Origin of the sequence: Kitasatospora sp. NPDC097605 (assembly GCF_040302725.1) — a bacterium.
GTDB lineage: Bacteria > Actinomycetota > Actinomycetes > Streptomycetales > Streptomycetaceae > Kitasatospora.
Map to the genome: position 1 here is coordinate 76,064 of NZ_JBEOSF010000020.1, position 12,979 is coordinate 89,042.

21 protein-coding genes are annotated in these 12,979 nt (G+C 77.2%); 4 read left to right on the forward strand and 17 right to left on the reverse strand.

Going from position 1 to position 12,979, the window contains the following annotated elements; translation table 11 throughout:
• Window positions 1–100: 100 nt before the first annotated feature.
• On the reverse strand, window positions 101–1,471 hold the full coding sequence (locus tag ABTX81_RS22960; protein ID WP_350548624.1) for a cytochrome P450: 1,371 nt from the start codon (window positions 1,469–1,471) through the stop codon (window positions 101–103).
• A gap of 193 nt (window positions 1,472–1,664) precedes the next feature.
• Between ABTX81_RS22960 and thpR the strand changes: the two genes are divergently transcribed.
• Entirely contained in the window at window positions 1,665–2,282 is a 618-nt protein-coding gene (gene thpR / locus ABTX81_RS22965) for an RNA 2',3'-cyclic phosphodiesterase (RefSeq protein ID WP_350548626.1), read from the forward strand.
• On the opposite strand, the gene ABTX81_RS22970 is transcribed toward thpR, so the two are convergent.
• Both ABTX81_RS22970 and ABTX81_RS22975 read right to left on the reverse strand, forming a co-directional pair.
• Window positions 2,207–2,569: a hypothetical protein gene (locus ABTX81_RS22970; protein ID WP_350548628.1), complete on the reverse strand. Its 363-nt coding sequence runs from the start codon at window positions 2,567–2,569 to the stop codon at window positions 2,207–2,209. The two genes, thpR and ABTX81_RS22970, sit on opposite strands and share 76 nt — an antisense overlap.
• Window positions 2,563–2,730, reverse strand: a complete 168-nt coding sequence (locus ABTX81_RS22975; protein ID WP_350548630.1) for a hydrophobic protein — start codon at window positions 2,728–2,730, stop codon at window positions 2,563–2,565. Before ABTX81_RS22975 ends, ABTX81_RS22970 begins: the two co-directional genes overlap by 7 nt.
• A gap of 159 nt (window positions 2,731–2,889) precedes the next feature.
• Between ABTX81_RS22975 and ABTX81_RS22980 the strand changes: the two genes are divergently transcribed.
• Entirely contained in the window at window positions 2,890–3,450 is a 561-nt protein-coding gene (locus tag ABTX81_RS22980) for a hemerythrin domain-containing protein (protein WP_350548632.1), read from the forward strand.
• Between the two features lie 21 nt (window positions 3,451–3,471).
• Here the strand turns inward: ABTX81_RS22980 and ABTX81_RS22985 are convergent, their stop codons facing one another.
• The 12 genes from ABTX81_RS22985 to ABTX81_RS23040 form a co-directional block, all read right to left on the reverse strand.
• On the reverse strand, window positions 3,472–5,328 hold the full coding sequence (locus tag ABTX81_RS22985; protein WP_350548634.1) for a complex I subunit 5 family protein: 1,857 nt from the start codon (window positions 5,326–5,328) through the stop codon (window positions 3,472–3,474).
• A 3-nt stretch (window positions 5,329–5,331) separates the two neighbouring features.
• Window positions 5,332–5,676 (reverse strand): sodium:proton antiporter, encoded by a 345-nt coding sequence (locus ABTX81_RS22990; protein WP_350548636.1) that lies wholly within the window; start codon window positions 5,674–5,676, stop codon window positions 5,332–5,334.
• Window positions 5,676–6,422 (reverse strand): MnhB domain-containing protein, encoded by a 747-nt coding sequence (locus tag ABTX81_RS22995; RefSeq protein WP_350548638.1) that lies wholly within the window; start codon window positions 6,420–6,422, stop codon window positions 5,676–5,678. The genes ABTX81_RS22990 and ABTX81_RS22995 overlap by 1 nt, the downstream gene beginning before the upstream one ends.
• Window positions 6,419–6,688: a Na(+)/H(+) antiporter subunit B gene (locus tag ABTX81_RS23000; RefSeq protein WP_350548640.1), complete on the reverse strand. Its 270-nt coding sequence runs from the start codon at window positions 6,686–6,688 to the stop codon at window positions 6,419–6,421. The genes ABTX81_RS22995 and ABTX81_RS23000 overlap by 4 nt, the downstream gene beginning before the upstream one ends.
• Window positions 6,685–6,978 carry a monovalent cation/H(+) antiporter subunit G gene (locus tag ABTX81_RS23005; protein WP_350548642.1) on the reverse strand — a complete coding sequence of 98 codons (294 nt, stop codon included), beginning with the start codon at window positions 6,976–6,978 and terminating at the stop codon, window positions 6,685–6,687. Before ABTX81_RS23005 ends, ABTX81_RS23000 begins: the two co-directional genes overlap by 4 nt.
• The gene (locus ABTX81_RS23010) at window positions 6,975–7,235 is read right to left on the reverse strand and encodes a monovalent cation/H+ antiporter complex subunit F (RefSeq protein ID WP_350548644.1); all 261 of its coding nucleotides are present in this window, start codon (window positions 7,233–7,235) and stop codon (window positions 6,975–6,977) included. Before ABTX81_RS23010 ends, ABTX81_RS23005 begins: the two co-directional genes overlap by 4 nt.
• A complete protein-coding gene (locus ABTX81_RS23015; RefSeq protein ID WP_350548646.1) occupies window positions 7,232–7,696 on the reverse strand; it encodes a hypothetical protein in 465 nt (154 codons plus the stop codon). The genes ABTX81_RS23010 and ABTX81_RS23015 overlap by 4 nt, the downstream gene beginning before the upstream one ends.
• 202 nt (window positions 7,697–7,898) lie before the next feature.
• The gene (locus ABTX81_RS23020; RefSeq protein ID WP_350548648.1) at window positions 7,899–8,171 is read right to left on the reverse strand and encodes a hypothetical protein; all 273 of its coding nucleotides are present in this window, start codon (window positions 8,169–8,171) and stop codon (window positions 7,899–7,901) included.
• Window positions 8,172–8,217: 46 nt separating this feature from the next.
• Entirely contained in the window at window positions 8,218–8,391 is a 174-nt protein-coding gene (locus tag ABTX81_RS23025; RefSeq protein ID WP_350548650.1) for a CsbD family protein, read from the reverse strand.
• A gap of 77 nt (window positions 8,392–8,468) precedes the next feature.
• Window positions 8,469–9,602, reverse strand: a complete 1,134-nt coding sequence (locus tag ABTX81_RS23030) for a carboxylate-amine ligase (RefSeq protein WP_350548652.1) — start codon at window positions 9,600–9,602, stop codon at window positions 8,469–8,471.
• Window positions 9,599–10,633 (reverse strand): SDR family oxidoreductase, encoded by a 1,035-nt coding sequence (locus tag ABTX81_RS23035; protein ID WP_350548654.1) that lies wholly within the window; start codon window positions 10,631–10,633, stop codon window positions 9,599–9,601. Before ABTX81_RS23035 ends, ABTX81_RS23030 begins: the two co-directional genes overlap by 4 nt.
• A gap of 52 nt (window positions 10,634–10,685) precedes the next feature.
• A complete protein-coding gene (locus tag ABTX81_RS23040; RefSeq protein WP_350548656.1) occupies window positions 10,686–11,213 on the reverse strand; it encodes a DUF6328 family protein in 528 nt (175 codons plus the stop codon).
• A 258-nt stretch (window positions 11,214–11,471) separates the two neighbouring features.
• Here ABTX81_RS23040 and ABTX81_RS23045 point away from each other — a divergent pair, with 258 nt between their 5' ends.
• A complete protein-coding gene (locus ABTX81_RS23045; RefSeq protein WP_350548658.1) occupies window positions 11,472–11,912 on the forward strand; it encodes an STAS domain-containing protein in 441 nt (146 codons plus the stop codon).
• A gap of 10 nt (window positions 11,913–11,922) precedes the next feature.
• On the forward strand, window positions 11,923–12,408 hold the full coding sequence (locus tag ABTX81_RS23050) for an ATP-binding protein (RefSeq protein WP_350548660.1): 486 nt from the start codon (window positions 11,923–11,925) through the stop codon (window positions 12,406–12,408).
• Window positions 12,409–12,432: 24 nt separating this feature from the next.
• Here the strand turns inward: ABTX81_RS23050 and ABTX81_RS23055 are convergent, their stop codons facing one another.
• Entirely contained in the window at window positions 12,433–12,633 is a 201-nt protein-coding gene (locus ABTX81_RS23055; protein ID WP_350548662.1) for a hypothetical protein, read from the reverse strand.
• 16 nt (window positions 12,634–12,649) lie between these two features.
• Window positions 12,650–12,973 (reverse strand): plasmid stabilization protein, encoded by a 324-nt coding sequence (locus tag ABTX81_RS23060; RefSeq protein WP_350548664.1) that lies wholly within the window; start codon window positions 12,971–12,973, stop codon window positions 12,650–12,652.
• Window positions 12,974–12,979 lie beyond the last annotated feature (6 nt).

Below are 12,979 nucleotides of genomic sequence, written 5' to 3' on the forward strand. Positions count from 1 at the left end.
CGAGCACGGCCCGGCAGCTCCGGTCCCACGACCTCGCGGACGAGTTCCACGGTCCGCCGGAGCCGGTCCGTCGGAGCCTCGTCCGTCGCCCCGGCGCCGCTCACGGCCGCTCCCCGGTCTCCCGGTCGCCGTCGCGCGGGGTCACCAGCATGCGGATGTCGTCGGCGGCCCACAGGACGAACCGCTCCACCGGCACCACCCGGTGGCCCGGCTCGGGCCGGAAGCGGAAGCGCTTGAGCAGGACGGCCAGCAGCAGTCCGGCCTCCACCATGGCCAGGCTCGCCCCCTCACAGGCGCGGGAACCGAACCCGAACGGGATCCAGGCCAGCCGAGGGCGCCCGGCGGACTCCTCCGGGGAGAACCGCTCGGGGCGGAAGCGCTCCGGCTCGGGCCAGTGGGCGGGGTTCAGGTGGACGGCCCAGAACGGGTAGAAGACCACCGTCCCGGCCGGGAGCCGGTACCCGCCGACGGTCAGCGGCCGGGTGGCCAGCCGGGCGCCGTACGGGCCCGGCGGACAGCGGCGCAGCGACTCGCGCAGGACCATGTCCAGGTACCGCAGCCGGTGCAGGTCGGCGTAGTCGGGTGCCGCGCGGTCGCCGAGGACGCGGTCGAGTTCGCCGGTGACGCGTGCGGTCGCCCCGGGGTGGCCGGCCAGCAGGTGCAGGGCCCAGGAGACGGCCACCCCCGTGGTGTGGTGGGCGGCCAGCATGGTTGCGAGGACGGTGTCGCGGATCCTCGCGGGGGGCGTGCCGGCCGCGACGAGGGCGCCGATCAGGTCGCTGCGGTCACCGTGGCCGGCACGGCCGTCACGTTCGCCGTCCCCGGCCGGGCCGTGGGCGGCGATCACCCGGTCGACCGTCGCCCGCAGGCGGGCGAGCGCCCGGGCGGTGCGTTCGGCGCGCTCCTCCGGCGTCCGGTCGGAGGGCAACCGGTAGAGGCGTTCCAGCCGGTCGCCGAGGACCGTCCCGAAGGCCTCGACCACGTCCTCGGGATCCTTGAGGTCACCGCCCAGGGCGTAGCCGCAGATCATCCGCAGGGAGAGTCCGGTCAGGTCCCGCTGGAGCGCGACGGGCCCGCCGGCGGGCAGGGCGGCCCACCGGTCGGCGAGTTCGGTCGCCAGCGCCGTGAAGCGGCCGAAGTGCCGTTCGTGGGAGGGCCGTCCGGCCAGGACTCCGAGCAGCAGGCGGCGCCACGGGGCGTGCTCGTCGGCCGGGAGCACCTGGAGGTTGCCCGCCTCGAACAGCGGGTCCAGGAAGGAGAACAGCGGCCCGGGCCGCTCGTCCAGCTGGACCGTGGCCTCCAGCAGCACCGGATCGGCGATTGACACGGCCGTCCCGGCCCCGGGCAGCTGGAACCGTACGACGGGACCGTACTCCTCGTGCAGCCGCAGCTGGTAGAGGTGCAGTCCGCCCGCCCGGGCGATGGCGGCCTCCCCGCCGTCAGGGCGGGGCTCGGGACCGGGGATGCTCATCGGACCTCCTCGTGACGGAACATGACGAAACGTAGCGGAGCACGGCGTTGCGTCGCGGTACCCGGTGCGACGTGACACATCCCGACGATCGCGGGCGCGCGCCCGCGTGACCGGGCACGCCGGGCGGGCCGCCCCGGGCGTCACCGGGACGGGCGGGCTCCGGACGGGCGGACCGGGGTGCTAGAAATCTCTGGTGGACGATCACCCCGGACCCCCGACCCTGCGCGTCTTCGTGGCGCTGGCCCCGCCCGACGACGCCAAGGACGAGCTGGCCCGGGCCTTGGAGCCCGCCTACGCCGCGTATCCGCGCCTGCGGTGGAACCGGATCGAGGACTGGCACATCACGCTGGCCTTCCTCGGCGAGCTGCCCGCCACCGCCGTGCCGCCGCTGCGGACGGTGCTGGCCGGGCGGGCGGCCTCGCACCCCGCCCTGCGGCTGGCCCTGCGCGGGGGCGGCCACTTCGACGAGCGACTGCTGTGGAGCGGGATCGGCGGGGACCTCGAAGGACTGCACGTGCTCGCCGCCGATGTCCGGGCACTGGTCCGGTCCTGCGGGATCGAGTTCGCCGAGCGCCCGCTGCGCCCCCACCTGACGCTGGCGCGGGCCCGCCGGGACGACACCGTCAGCGTCCCGCCGGCGGCGGCGGGGCTCGCCGGGTTCGCCGGCCGGCCGTGGCGGGCCGAGCGGCTCCACCTGGTCGGCAGCAACACCGGGCGCGGGCCCGGGCCGATCCGCTACCGGGACATCGAGGCGTGGCCGTTCGGCACCGCGGTCCGGGCCGGCGGCGACAGCGCTCCCGCCACGACGTAGCCCACCGCCGTCCAGCCGCACACCGCCGAACCGCACACCCCCGAGCCGGGAGAAGCCCCGCCATGACGCCCGCCGCCGCGCCCCGTCCCCCCGACGACGTCGCGGTGGTGCTGTCGGGCTACGGCCCGGGGCAGCGCCCGCCCGCTCCGGTGGGCGAGCGCTGCGAGGGCGCCGACGCCGCCCAGGTAGGCGGCCATCACGGTCAGGTAGCCGCCGACCGGCCGTTCGCCGTCCGGCTCATGGGCCGCGCGCTCGCGCTCCAGGGCCGTCCGCGGGCGGGTCACCATCGGTACCACCGGCTTCCGCCGGCGCGGCCGCCGGCCCGGAACACGAAGCCGAGCAGCCGCAGGACGAGGACGAGCAGCGCGAGCCACCACAGGGCGTGGACGGCGAAGCCCACGCCGCCGAGGACCAGCGCCAGCAGCAGGACGAGAGCGAGGACGAGCACGGGGTACCGCCTTCCGTGGTCGGAGCATGGTCGGTTCTTCGGCCGGACCGGGCGTGTGCCCGGCCCGGCGCGGTCCATGCGTGCCGGCGTCCGGCCCGGGTAGCCGCCCGTGCGGGCCACCGGAGCGGCCGGCCGGGCCCGTCGTGGAAGGAGGCCGTCATGCACCATGACGCAGACCTGCTGGAGGAGCTCACCGCCGACCACCGGGCGGTGCTCACCCACTTCAGCGAGATGAAGGGCATGCCGCTCGGCGACCCGGCCCGTGGCGAGCTGGCCGCCGTGCTCGTCGACCAGCTGGTCCGGCACACCGTCGCCGAGGAGCAGCACCTCTACCCGCTGGCCCGCGAGCGGCTGGCCGACGGCCCCGAGGTGGTGGCGGAGGAACTCGCCGACCACCGGGCCGTGGAGGCGCTGCTGGAGGAGCTGCGGCTGACCGATCCCGGCTCCAACGGCTTCGACCGCCTGATGGCCCGGGTGACCGAGGAGGTGACCCGGCACGCGGGGGAGGAGGAGGCCCGCCTGTTCCCCGCCCTGCGCGCCGTCGCCACCCCGGAGGAACTGCGCGCGCTGGGCGACCGCGCCCGTGCCACCAAGGCCCGCTCCACCGGCCGCCCCCGCCACCAGCTCCCGACCGCCCGTCCGGCCGACCACCTGCCCCCGCCGGAACGCTCCCTCGGCGAACGCCTGCGGGCCTTCCTGACCCCGGGCGGCCCCGGATAGGACAGGCGCCCGGGCGCCCGGTCACAGTCGGGCGGCGAGGGCCACGACCAGGGCCGCCAGGCCGAAGGTCAGCCAGGCCACGTAGTCGCCCAGCAGACCGGAGTGCAGGCGGCGCAGCGGCAGGACGGTGGCCCGGTGGAGGCGGCCGGGGCCGCGGTGGGGGTGGCGGCGGACGGCGGCGGTGGCGAGGGCGACGGCGAGGAGGGCGGAGAGCAGGCCGAGCAGGACACCGGCCGTCGTCCAGGCCGCCTCGGGCACGGGGCCGGGAGCGGCGGGGGCGGGGCCGGTCCGGAGGGTGTCGGCGAGGTAGCCGGGGCGGTCGGTGAAGGCGGTGGCCGCCTCGGCGAGGGCCCGGGCCACGCCCGGGACGGCGCCGACCGCCAGGCAGCCGAGCAGCAGCAGGGCGGGGACGGCGATCATCGGGGCGGGCAGCCGCCGGCCGGGCCCGCGGATCTCGGGCTCCTCGCCCTCGCCGCTGGTGTCGGCCTCCTCGGGATGCTCCGACGGCCGGGCGCCGACGCCGCCGAACACCCGCAGCGCGGCCCGCAGCACCGCGCCGCCGGTGACCGCCGAGACCAGCACGAACACCACCGGCAGCCAGCCCGCCCGCTCCCCGGCGGCCTCCTCGGCGAGCGCCTTGCCGAGCCCGGTGCCGAACGGCGGCAGGCCCGCCAGGGCGAGCGCGCCGGCGCCGAACAGCAGCCCGGGCAGGCGCAGTTCGCGGGCCCGGCCGTGCAGCCCGTGCTCGTCCACCGAGCCGTAGCGGTCGAGCAGCACACCGGTGAGGCCGAACAGCGCGGCCTTGGCCCCGGCGTGCCCGGCCAGGTACACCGCCGAGCCGGTCAGCCCGGCCGGCGTCAGCAGTGCCGCGCCGACCAGGAACAGGCCGACGTGCCCGACCGTGGAGAACGCCAGCAGCCGTTTGAGGTGGCGCTGCTGCCAGCACATCACCGCGCCGACCAGCGCGGTCACCACCCCGACGGCGAGCAGGGTGTCCCGCACGGCGTCGTCGGGCAGCCCGCCCGGTCCGGCGAACACCACCCGGTGGATCCGGGCCACCCCGTAGACGCCGAGCTCCACCATCACCCCGGAGAGCAGCATGCAGACCGGGCTCGGTGCGACCGCGTGGGCGTCCGGCAGCCAGAAGTGGAACGGCGCGGTCGCCGCCTTGACCAGGGGCCCCGCCAGCACCAGCACGAACGCGCCGAGCAGCAGCGCGTCCGGCCCGCCGCCCCCGGCGGCCGCCCGCCGGTCCAGCGCCTCGCCGAGCTGGGCCAGGCCGAGCTCCCCGGTGCGGGCGTACAGCAGGCCGATCCCGAGCAGCGAGCAGTACGCCGCCAGCGAGTTGACCACGCCGAAGGCGATCGCCCCCTGCAGCGGGCGCGGGTCCTCGATCCGGTAGCCGGTCAGCGCGTACGCGACGGCGCCCATCAGCTCGAAGAAGACGAAGGCGTCGAACAGGTCGCCGGTGAGCGCGAAGCCGCACATCCCGGCCTCGAAGAGCAGCAGCAGCGCCGGGAACACCCCGCGGTGCCGGCCCGCCGGCTCCTCGAAGTACCGCCAGGCGTAGCAGAGCACGGCGAGCACCAGGACGGCGGCGAGCAGTGCGAGCCCGCCGCCGAGCCGGTCGGCGACCAGCACGACGCCGACGCTGTGCCCGCCGTCGGGTGTCCAGCCGCCGAGCCAGGACACCACCCGGCCCTCGGGCGGGGTGCGCGCCCAGAGCGCGGCCAGGACGAGCACGTCGGCGGCGGCGCAGGAGGTGGCCAGCGCGTCCAGGGCGGTGCGCGGCAGCCACCGGCCGGCGACCGCCAGCACGGCGGCGCCGAGCAGCGGGACGGCGACGGCGAGCGGTGGCAGGTCGGCGGTGGCGGGCACCGGCTACCCCCGCAGCCCGGTGAGCGCCGCCGGGTCCACCGTGCCGTGCCGCTTGCGCAGTTGGACCACCAGGGCGAGCAGCAGCGCGGTGACGGTGGCGCCGACCACGATGTCGGTCAGCGCCAGGGCCTGGACCACCGGGTCCACCACCGGGGAGCCGGGCGGCAGGTCGGCGAAGACCGGCGCGGTGGCGCCGTGCCGGTAGCCGACCGCGAGCAGCAGCACATAGGTGGACGACTGGGCGACGGCCAGGCAGCCGACCGCCTGCACCAGGTCGCGGCTGGTGACCAGGCCGTAGAGGCCGGCCAGCAGGATCCACCCGGCCACCAGGTAGGGCAGCACGCCCATCAGTCCCGCCCTCCGGCGTGGTCCGGCACGACCTCCACCGCCTGGTCGAGGAAGTGCGCCAGCACGACGATCACGCCCGAGGCGACCTCCACCCCGACCACGGCGTTGACGACCGGCACGAGTCCGCCCGAGGACAGCTGGTTGAAGGTGCCGAGCGGCAGGGTGTTGGCCAGGTATCCGGCGCCGGCGGCGAGCCCGACCAGGCCGAGCGCGGCGAACGCGCCGGCCGCCAGCGCGTCGGCGACGTCCAGCACGGCCAGCGGGCGGATCCGGCGCAGTGCCCGGTAGTCGGCGGCGACGTACGCCAGGTGCAGCGCGGTGGCCAGCACCACGCCGCCCTGGAAGCCGCCGCCGGGGCTCAACTGGCCGTGCGCGACGAGGTATCCGCCGAACACCAGGGCGACCGGGAGCAGCCCGGCGCCGAACAGCCGGGTGGTGGGCAGCACGGACTCGGCGGCGGGCCGGCCGCGGTGCTCGTCGCGGGCGAGGCGCAGCAGCATGGCGGCCCCGAGCACCGAGGCGAACAGGATGGACTCCTCGCCGAGGGTGTCGAAGGCCCGCTGGTCGAAGTTGACGGAGGAGACGATGTTCGCGGTCCGGCGGGCGAGTCCGGCCGCCACCGCCCGGTCCCCGTAGGGGTGGTCGGGCCCGCCGAAGGCCGGCAGGCCGGTCGCGGCGGCGATCAGCGCGGCGGCCAGGACGGCCGCGCCGAAGAGGAACAGCCGCAGCCGGGCGGCCGCGCTCACCCCCGGCCGTCCGGGTCGTCCTCGGAGTGCGCCCGGCGCCGGATCCGGCGCACGGTGAGCAGGATCAGCAGCGGGGTGACGGCGCTGCCCACACCGAGCTGGGAGAGCGCCACGTCGGGTGCCTGGAGGACGGTGAACAGCAGGGTGAGGGAGAGCCCGAGCAGGGCGAGCACGACGGCCTGCCGGGCCGGGTCGCGGGTGAGCGCGGCGGCGGTGGCGGTGACGGCGGTGAGCAGCAGCGCGACCACGATCAGGGTGTTGGTCACCGGCCGGCCTCCTGGGCCGCCCGGCGGGTCGCCCGGCCGACCGCCATCGTGGTGACGGTGCCGCCGGCGGCCAGCAGCAGACCGGTGAACAGGAGTTTCGCGGCGGCCCGGCCGGGTCCGGTCTCCACCGCGAGGGCGAGGGCGACCAGCGGCGCGCCGAGCGTCCCGGCGGGGGAGAGGGCGTGCAGCCGCAGGTAGGGGCCGGGCAGCACGGCGAGGCCGACGGCGGCCAGCAGCAGCGCGGCGGCGCCGGCGCACAGCAGCACCAGAGCGAGGGTGTGACGGGTCATCGGGGCTCCCTGCCGGCCAGCAGACGGGTGAAGACGAGGGTCCCGGCCGGGGCGAGGACGGCGAGGTCCACGGCGAGGTCGGTGTAGGAGGTACGGGAGAAGCCCTGGGCGAGCAGCAGCAGGACGGCCGAGGCGATGGTCCCGGCGAGGTCGAGGGCGGCGACCCGCTGTTCCGGCGAGCCGCGCAGGCCGACCGGCAGACAGGGGCCGAGGCCGCCCACCGCCAGCACGGCGGCCGCCAGCAGCCAGGCGTTCACCGGGGGCCGCCGGTCAGCGCCCGCTGCAGCGCGGGGACGGAGCCGTCCAGCGTGTGCACGGTGAGCACGCCGTCGCGGGCCTCGACGACGTAGCCGCCGGGGGTGGCGGAGAGCAGCGCACCGGCCCAGGCGGCGCCGGTGCCGGGGGCGAGGCGGACGGTGCGGAAGCCGCCGCCCTCCGGAGGCCGGCGGGGGCCGCGCAGTGTGCGCAGGACGAGGACGGCCAGCCGGCCGGTGTCGGCGAGCAGGGTGACGGGGAACGCCCACAGCGCCCGGGCCCAGCCGGCCGCTCCGCCGAGCGCGGCGCCCGAGGCCCGGCGGGCGGCGACGGCGCCGAGCGCCCCGATGGCGGCGATGCCGCCGCCGACGGCGACCTCCAGGACGCTCACCGAGCTGATCAGCACCATGGAGAGCAGGAGCAACAGGCCCCACCAGAGCAGGAGTTCCACGGCCGTGCGCATCGGCTCACCCCCCGGGTCGTCGGGCCGCCGCGCGCGGACCGGCGCGGTGCGGCCCCAGGTGTACCGCCGGGCGGGCGGCCCCGTCCCGCGCGCAACGCCGTCGGGGGCGCGAACACCGGGGCGGGACCACCCGTTCGCCGCAGGCCGGTCGGGAAGCTGTGATCATCCCACCGGCCTGCGGCGAACGGTGTGCGGGAGCGGGTCAGTCCGGCGGTTCGTACGGCGGCGGCCCGCCGGCGGGCCGGTCGGGCGGCTCGTACGGCCCCGGCTCCCCGGCGGTTCGGTCGGGCGGGGGCTCGCGCCCCGGCTCGCCGTCCTCCGGTGCGGTCACCGCGTACTCCGGGCCGTCCGCCGGGCCCTTGTCCTCCTCGTGCGACGGCGGCGGACCGCCCTCGCCGGTCATCCGTGACTCGGGCGTCTCGCGCCGCACGGGCGGGTCCCGGGGCTCGCGCGTGCCGTCGTCCGGGTCGGTCATCGCCACCACCCACTTCCGGTGCGTCGTTGCGGCCCTGTGGGCCGGGTCAGTCCTTGCCCGCGTCCTTGAGCTTCTCCGCGGCCTGTTTGACGTCGCTCTTCATCTGGGTGCCGCGCCCCTTGGCCTCCATCGTCCGGTCTCCGGTGGCCCGGCCGGCGGCCTCCTTGGCCTTGCCGCGGGCCTTCTCGGCCATGTTGCGCACCTTGTCGTCGGTCGCCATGGTGTTCGCCTCCGTTCGCCACGGGCGGGCCGGTGCCCGCCCGTGAGGCGTCTGCCCCGGACCGGGCACGCCATGCGTCAGCCGGGCGGCGAGACGGCGGCGGTCAGCCGGGCCAGTCCGTCGATCACGTCGTACGCGCGCCCGTGCGCCCGGAAGTCCCGGCGCTGGCGCTCGGCGCCGCTGCCCAGCCGGCGCAGGCGGTCCAGCCCGGCCTCGACGGCGGCCAGGTCGCCGGCGGCGGACAGCCCCGGCGCGGCCCGCTCCAGCAGCCGGTCCACCAGGTCGGGCATCGGCACCGGCCACCCGGTGAACGGGTCGATCCCCTCACCCACCGGGCCGGTCTGCGCGGCCCGCCGGTGGGCCGCCGCCAGCCGGCCGTGCGGTACCGCGGGCGGGGGCAGCCCGGCCCGGGCCTCGTCGAGCAGGACGGCGCCCAGGCCGCGCAGCAGCCCGGCCATCAGCAGCACGGTGCCCAGCTCGGCGTTGACGTCGGCGACCCGCACCTCCAGCGTCGGCACGTGCTCGGACGGGCGGGTGTACCAGTAGATCATCCGGCGGTCGAGCAGCGTCCCGCGCGCGACCAGGGCGTCCGCGCGCCGCTCGTAGCCGCGCTCGTCCACCAGCGGCGCCGCGCCGACGGTGGGCCAGCGCGACCAGCGCACGTCCCGCCAGCTGGCGAAGCCGCTGTCGCGGCCCGCGTCGAACGGCGAGTTGACGGTGAGCGCCTGCAGCACCGGCAGCCAGGGCCGCAGCCGGTTGCCGAGCGCCAGCGCCGACCCGCGTTCGAGGGTGCCCAGGTGCACGTGACAGCCGCACAGCGCCCCGCGGTTGTCGGCGGCCGCGGTCGGGTAGCGGGCCGCCATCAGCCGGTAGCGCGGGTTGTCGGTGAGCAGCGCCGGCTCCGGCCCGACCAGCACCGGCGTCCCGCTGGCGACCAGCAGGCAGTCCGCCTCGGCGGCCGCCGCCACCAGGCCGGCGCGCATCCGGGCGAGGTCGTCGGCCAGCTCCTTGAGCCGCAGCGCGGGCCGGCTGGTGGTCTCCACCTGCACCTGGAAGATCTCCGGCTGCACCTGGTCGCCCAGGACCCGGGCGGCGGCCGCCAGCACCTGCGAGGCGCGGGCGACGGGCAGCCGGGTGCGGCGGTCGACCAGCAGGAACTCCTCTTCCACCCCGACGGTCGGCACCGTCCTGGGGCGCGGGTAGGTGGTCACGGCCGGCTCCGCCGCGGCCCGCGGACCACCGCGGCGCCGGCGGCCGCGCCCAGCAGGCCGGAGGAGGCCGCCGCCAGCAGGCCGTGGTGCTGGGACGCCCACAGCTGCGGGCTGCGCCCGTGGGCCTCGTCGTCGAAGCGGCCGCGCGCGCCGTGGTCGAGGACGTCGTCGGCCGGCTCCCACAGGTTGCCGGGGCCGTCGGCGGGCTGCGGCCGGTCCTCCTGCTGCGCCGACCGGCCGGTGCGGGCCAGGTAGCGGTCGAACAGGCCGGGGGCGACGGCGTTGGCCAGCAGGGTGGCCGCCGTGCTCGCGCCGACCCAGTACTCGCGCCGGCCGGGGTGGTCGGCGGCGTAGCGGACGGCGCGGGCGGCGAGCTCCGGCTGGTACACCGGCGCGACCGGTCGGGCGCGACCGGGCAGCCGGTTGAGCACCCAGTCGAACTGCGGGGTGTTGACGGCCGGAAGCTGCACCATGGTGATCCGCACGCCCGAGCGGGCGGCGAGCAGCTCGCAGCGCAGCGCCTCGTGCCAGCCCTGGAGGGCGTGCTTGGCGCCGCTGTACGCGCTCTGCATCGGGATGCCCCGGTAGGCGATGGCGGATCCGACCTGGACGACGGTGCCGCGATCGCGGGGGAGCATCCGGTGCAGCGCGGCTCGGGTGCCGTTCACATATCCAAGGTAGGTGACCTCGGTGACCCGGCGAAACTCGGCGGCGGTGATGTCCGCGAAGGGCGCGAACACCCCGGCGAAGGCGTCGTTCACCCAGACGTCGATCGGCCCGAACTCCTCCTCGGCACGGGCCGCGACGCCCTCGCAGGCCTCGGGGTCGGCGACATCGGCCGGGACGACCAGCGCCGGTGCGCCGGCCGACCCGGCCTCGGCGGCCGCCGCGTGCAGGCCGGCCCGGCCGCGGCCGGTGAGCACCAGGCGGTCGCCGCGGGCGGCGAACTCCCGGACGCAGGCACGGCCGACGCCGGCCCCGGCCCCCGTGACGACGACGGTGCGTGGCGGCGGATGGCGGTGAGTCCTCATGGCGGGCGTGTTGCCGCCCCGGCGTGGGCGAAACGTCCCGCGCCGCCGCTCCTCAGCCCTTCGGGCGCCGGCAGCGGCCGTTGTGCCGGCGCAGGTGGACCATCGGCAGGAGCAGCCAGCAGGCGGCGAAGTAGGCCATCACCGCCCCCGCGATCCAGGCCGCCGCGGCGCCGTCGGTGGCCTCCCTCAGCAGCAGGAGCAGCGCCGAGCCGATGGTGAGCGCCAGCAGCACCAGACCGATCGCGACCAGCCGCGCGGCGGCCGTGACCAGCTGCGGCTTGAGCCGCCGGCCCGCGAAGAGCCGGTGGTAGGAGACCGGCGCGGCGAGCGAACCGGTGGCGAGCGCGCCCAGGACCACGGTGACGACGTAGAGATTGCGGTCGAATTGCTCCAACTGGGCGAAGCGCGGCATGAAGACGACGCTCAGCAGGAAGCCGAACAGGACCTGGGAGCCGGTCTGCGCGACCCGGACCTCCTGGAGCAGATCGCTCCAGCGGCGGTCCGCGCGCTCCTCCGGGGACTCCTGCCGCCCGGTCCGGTCCCCGGCGGGGCCGTCCCGCCCGGTCGCTCCCGCTGCCATCCGGCCCGCCTCCGTCCTGTCCGTCGGGTCCCGTCCGCATCCCCGTCCCGATCATCCTCCGGCCGTGCCCGCCCCGGCGTGTAGCCGGGCCGCGGGCTGGGCAAACGCGGGCCGTGGAGAAGGCCGTCCGGAGACCGCCGGACCCGCCGTGCCCGACCGCGGACCGGCGGGCCCCCCGCCGTCCGCGCGGCGGGCCGCGCCGCGCGGCATCATGGTCTCGACGGCACGAGGCCGTTGCGACCGGACCGGGAGCCAGCCATGCATCTGTCCGCCGGGGGCGCCGGGGGTGCCGGGGACACGGGGGACGGCCCGGGCGGTGCGCGGCGCGAGTCCCCGCAGCCCTACCGGCCGGGGGAGCTGCGGGTCGTGGTGCGCCGGGACGGGCCGGTGCGGATCGTCACCCTCGACGGAGAACTCGACCACGACTCGGCGGACGGGCTGCGCACCGCGCTGGCCGGGCTGTCGGAGGAGGGCCTCGCCCGGATCCTGGTCGACCTCGCGGACCTGCGGTTCTGCGACTCCACGGGCCTGAACATCCTGCTGCGCGCGCGTCAGGACGCCGAACTGGCCGGCGTCAGGCTGGAGGTCTCCGGACCGCGCCCGGCCGTCGTCCGGTTGTTCGCGGTCACCGGGGCGGACACCGTGCTGCGCGTCCACCCCAGCGTCGCCGTCGCGCTCGGTCCCGACGCCGGCGCGTGAGGGGCCCGCGATGACCCTTCCCGATCCCGCCACGGCCGCGGACCCGGACCGGGACGACGAGACCCGGAGGCTGGCCCTGAGCGGCACCCGGGGCCCGGTCCAGCGGTCACGGGACTTCAGCCGCCAGGCCCTGCTCGACTGGCACTGGCTGGCGGCGGACGGCGAGCAATGGCCCGAGGACGAGCGGGTGGCCGTCTTCGAGGACGTCCTGCTGATGGTCTCCGAACTCGTCACCAACGCGTGCCTGCACGCACCCGGCGGCCCGCGCGAGCTGCGGCTGCGCTGGGACACCCTGCGGCTGCGGGTGGAGGTCAGCGACGCCAGCCCGGAACCGCCGCGGCTGCGCCCGTCCGCCGACCCGGCCCGGCCGGGCGGCCACGGGCTGCGCGTGGTGGACCGGCTCGCCCGCGCCTGGGGATCGCGGCCCGAGGGCGCGGGCAAGTCGGTCTGGCTGGAGGTGCCGTCGCCGCTGGACCACCGCGGACCGCCGGGCTGACCCGCCGCCCGCGCGCGCCCGCTCTCAGAGCGGCCGGGGCTGGGTCGGCGGGCCCGGATCGGGCTCCGGCGGCGGGAACGGCGGCACCGGCGGCGGCGCCGGATCGGGTTCCGGATGCGGCGCCGGGTTGGGGTGCGGATGCGGGAACGGCTCGGTGTCCGGATGGCCCGGCGGCGGCACGGTCGGGACGGTCATGGCGGTGACGCTCCTGCCGGTGACGGTCATGGCGCGCCTCCCGGACTCACCGGCCGAGCGCGTGGGACAGCTCGCGCTTGTTCATCTTCGAACGCCCCTTGATGCCGCGCTGCCTGGCCTCGTTGTACAGCTGGTCGTAGGTGGGCCCGCCGGCGCCCCGGTGCGAGCGCTGCCCGCCACGCCGGCCGGAGGACATGTCGTGGGTGGAACTGCGGCTCGCGGTCCGCGACTCGCCGTGCCGGGCGCGTTCCTTGTTCACCGTCCGGGCGGCGATCTCCTCGGCCCGCTTCTCGCTCTCGCCGCGATCCAGCGCGCTCTCCTTGATGTGTTCGTACTGGCGCTCCCGCTTGGGGCTCGATCCTCGGGGCATGGCCGT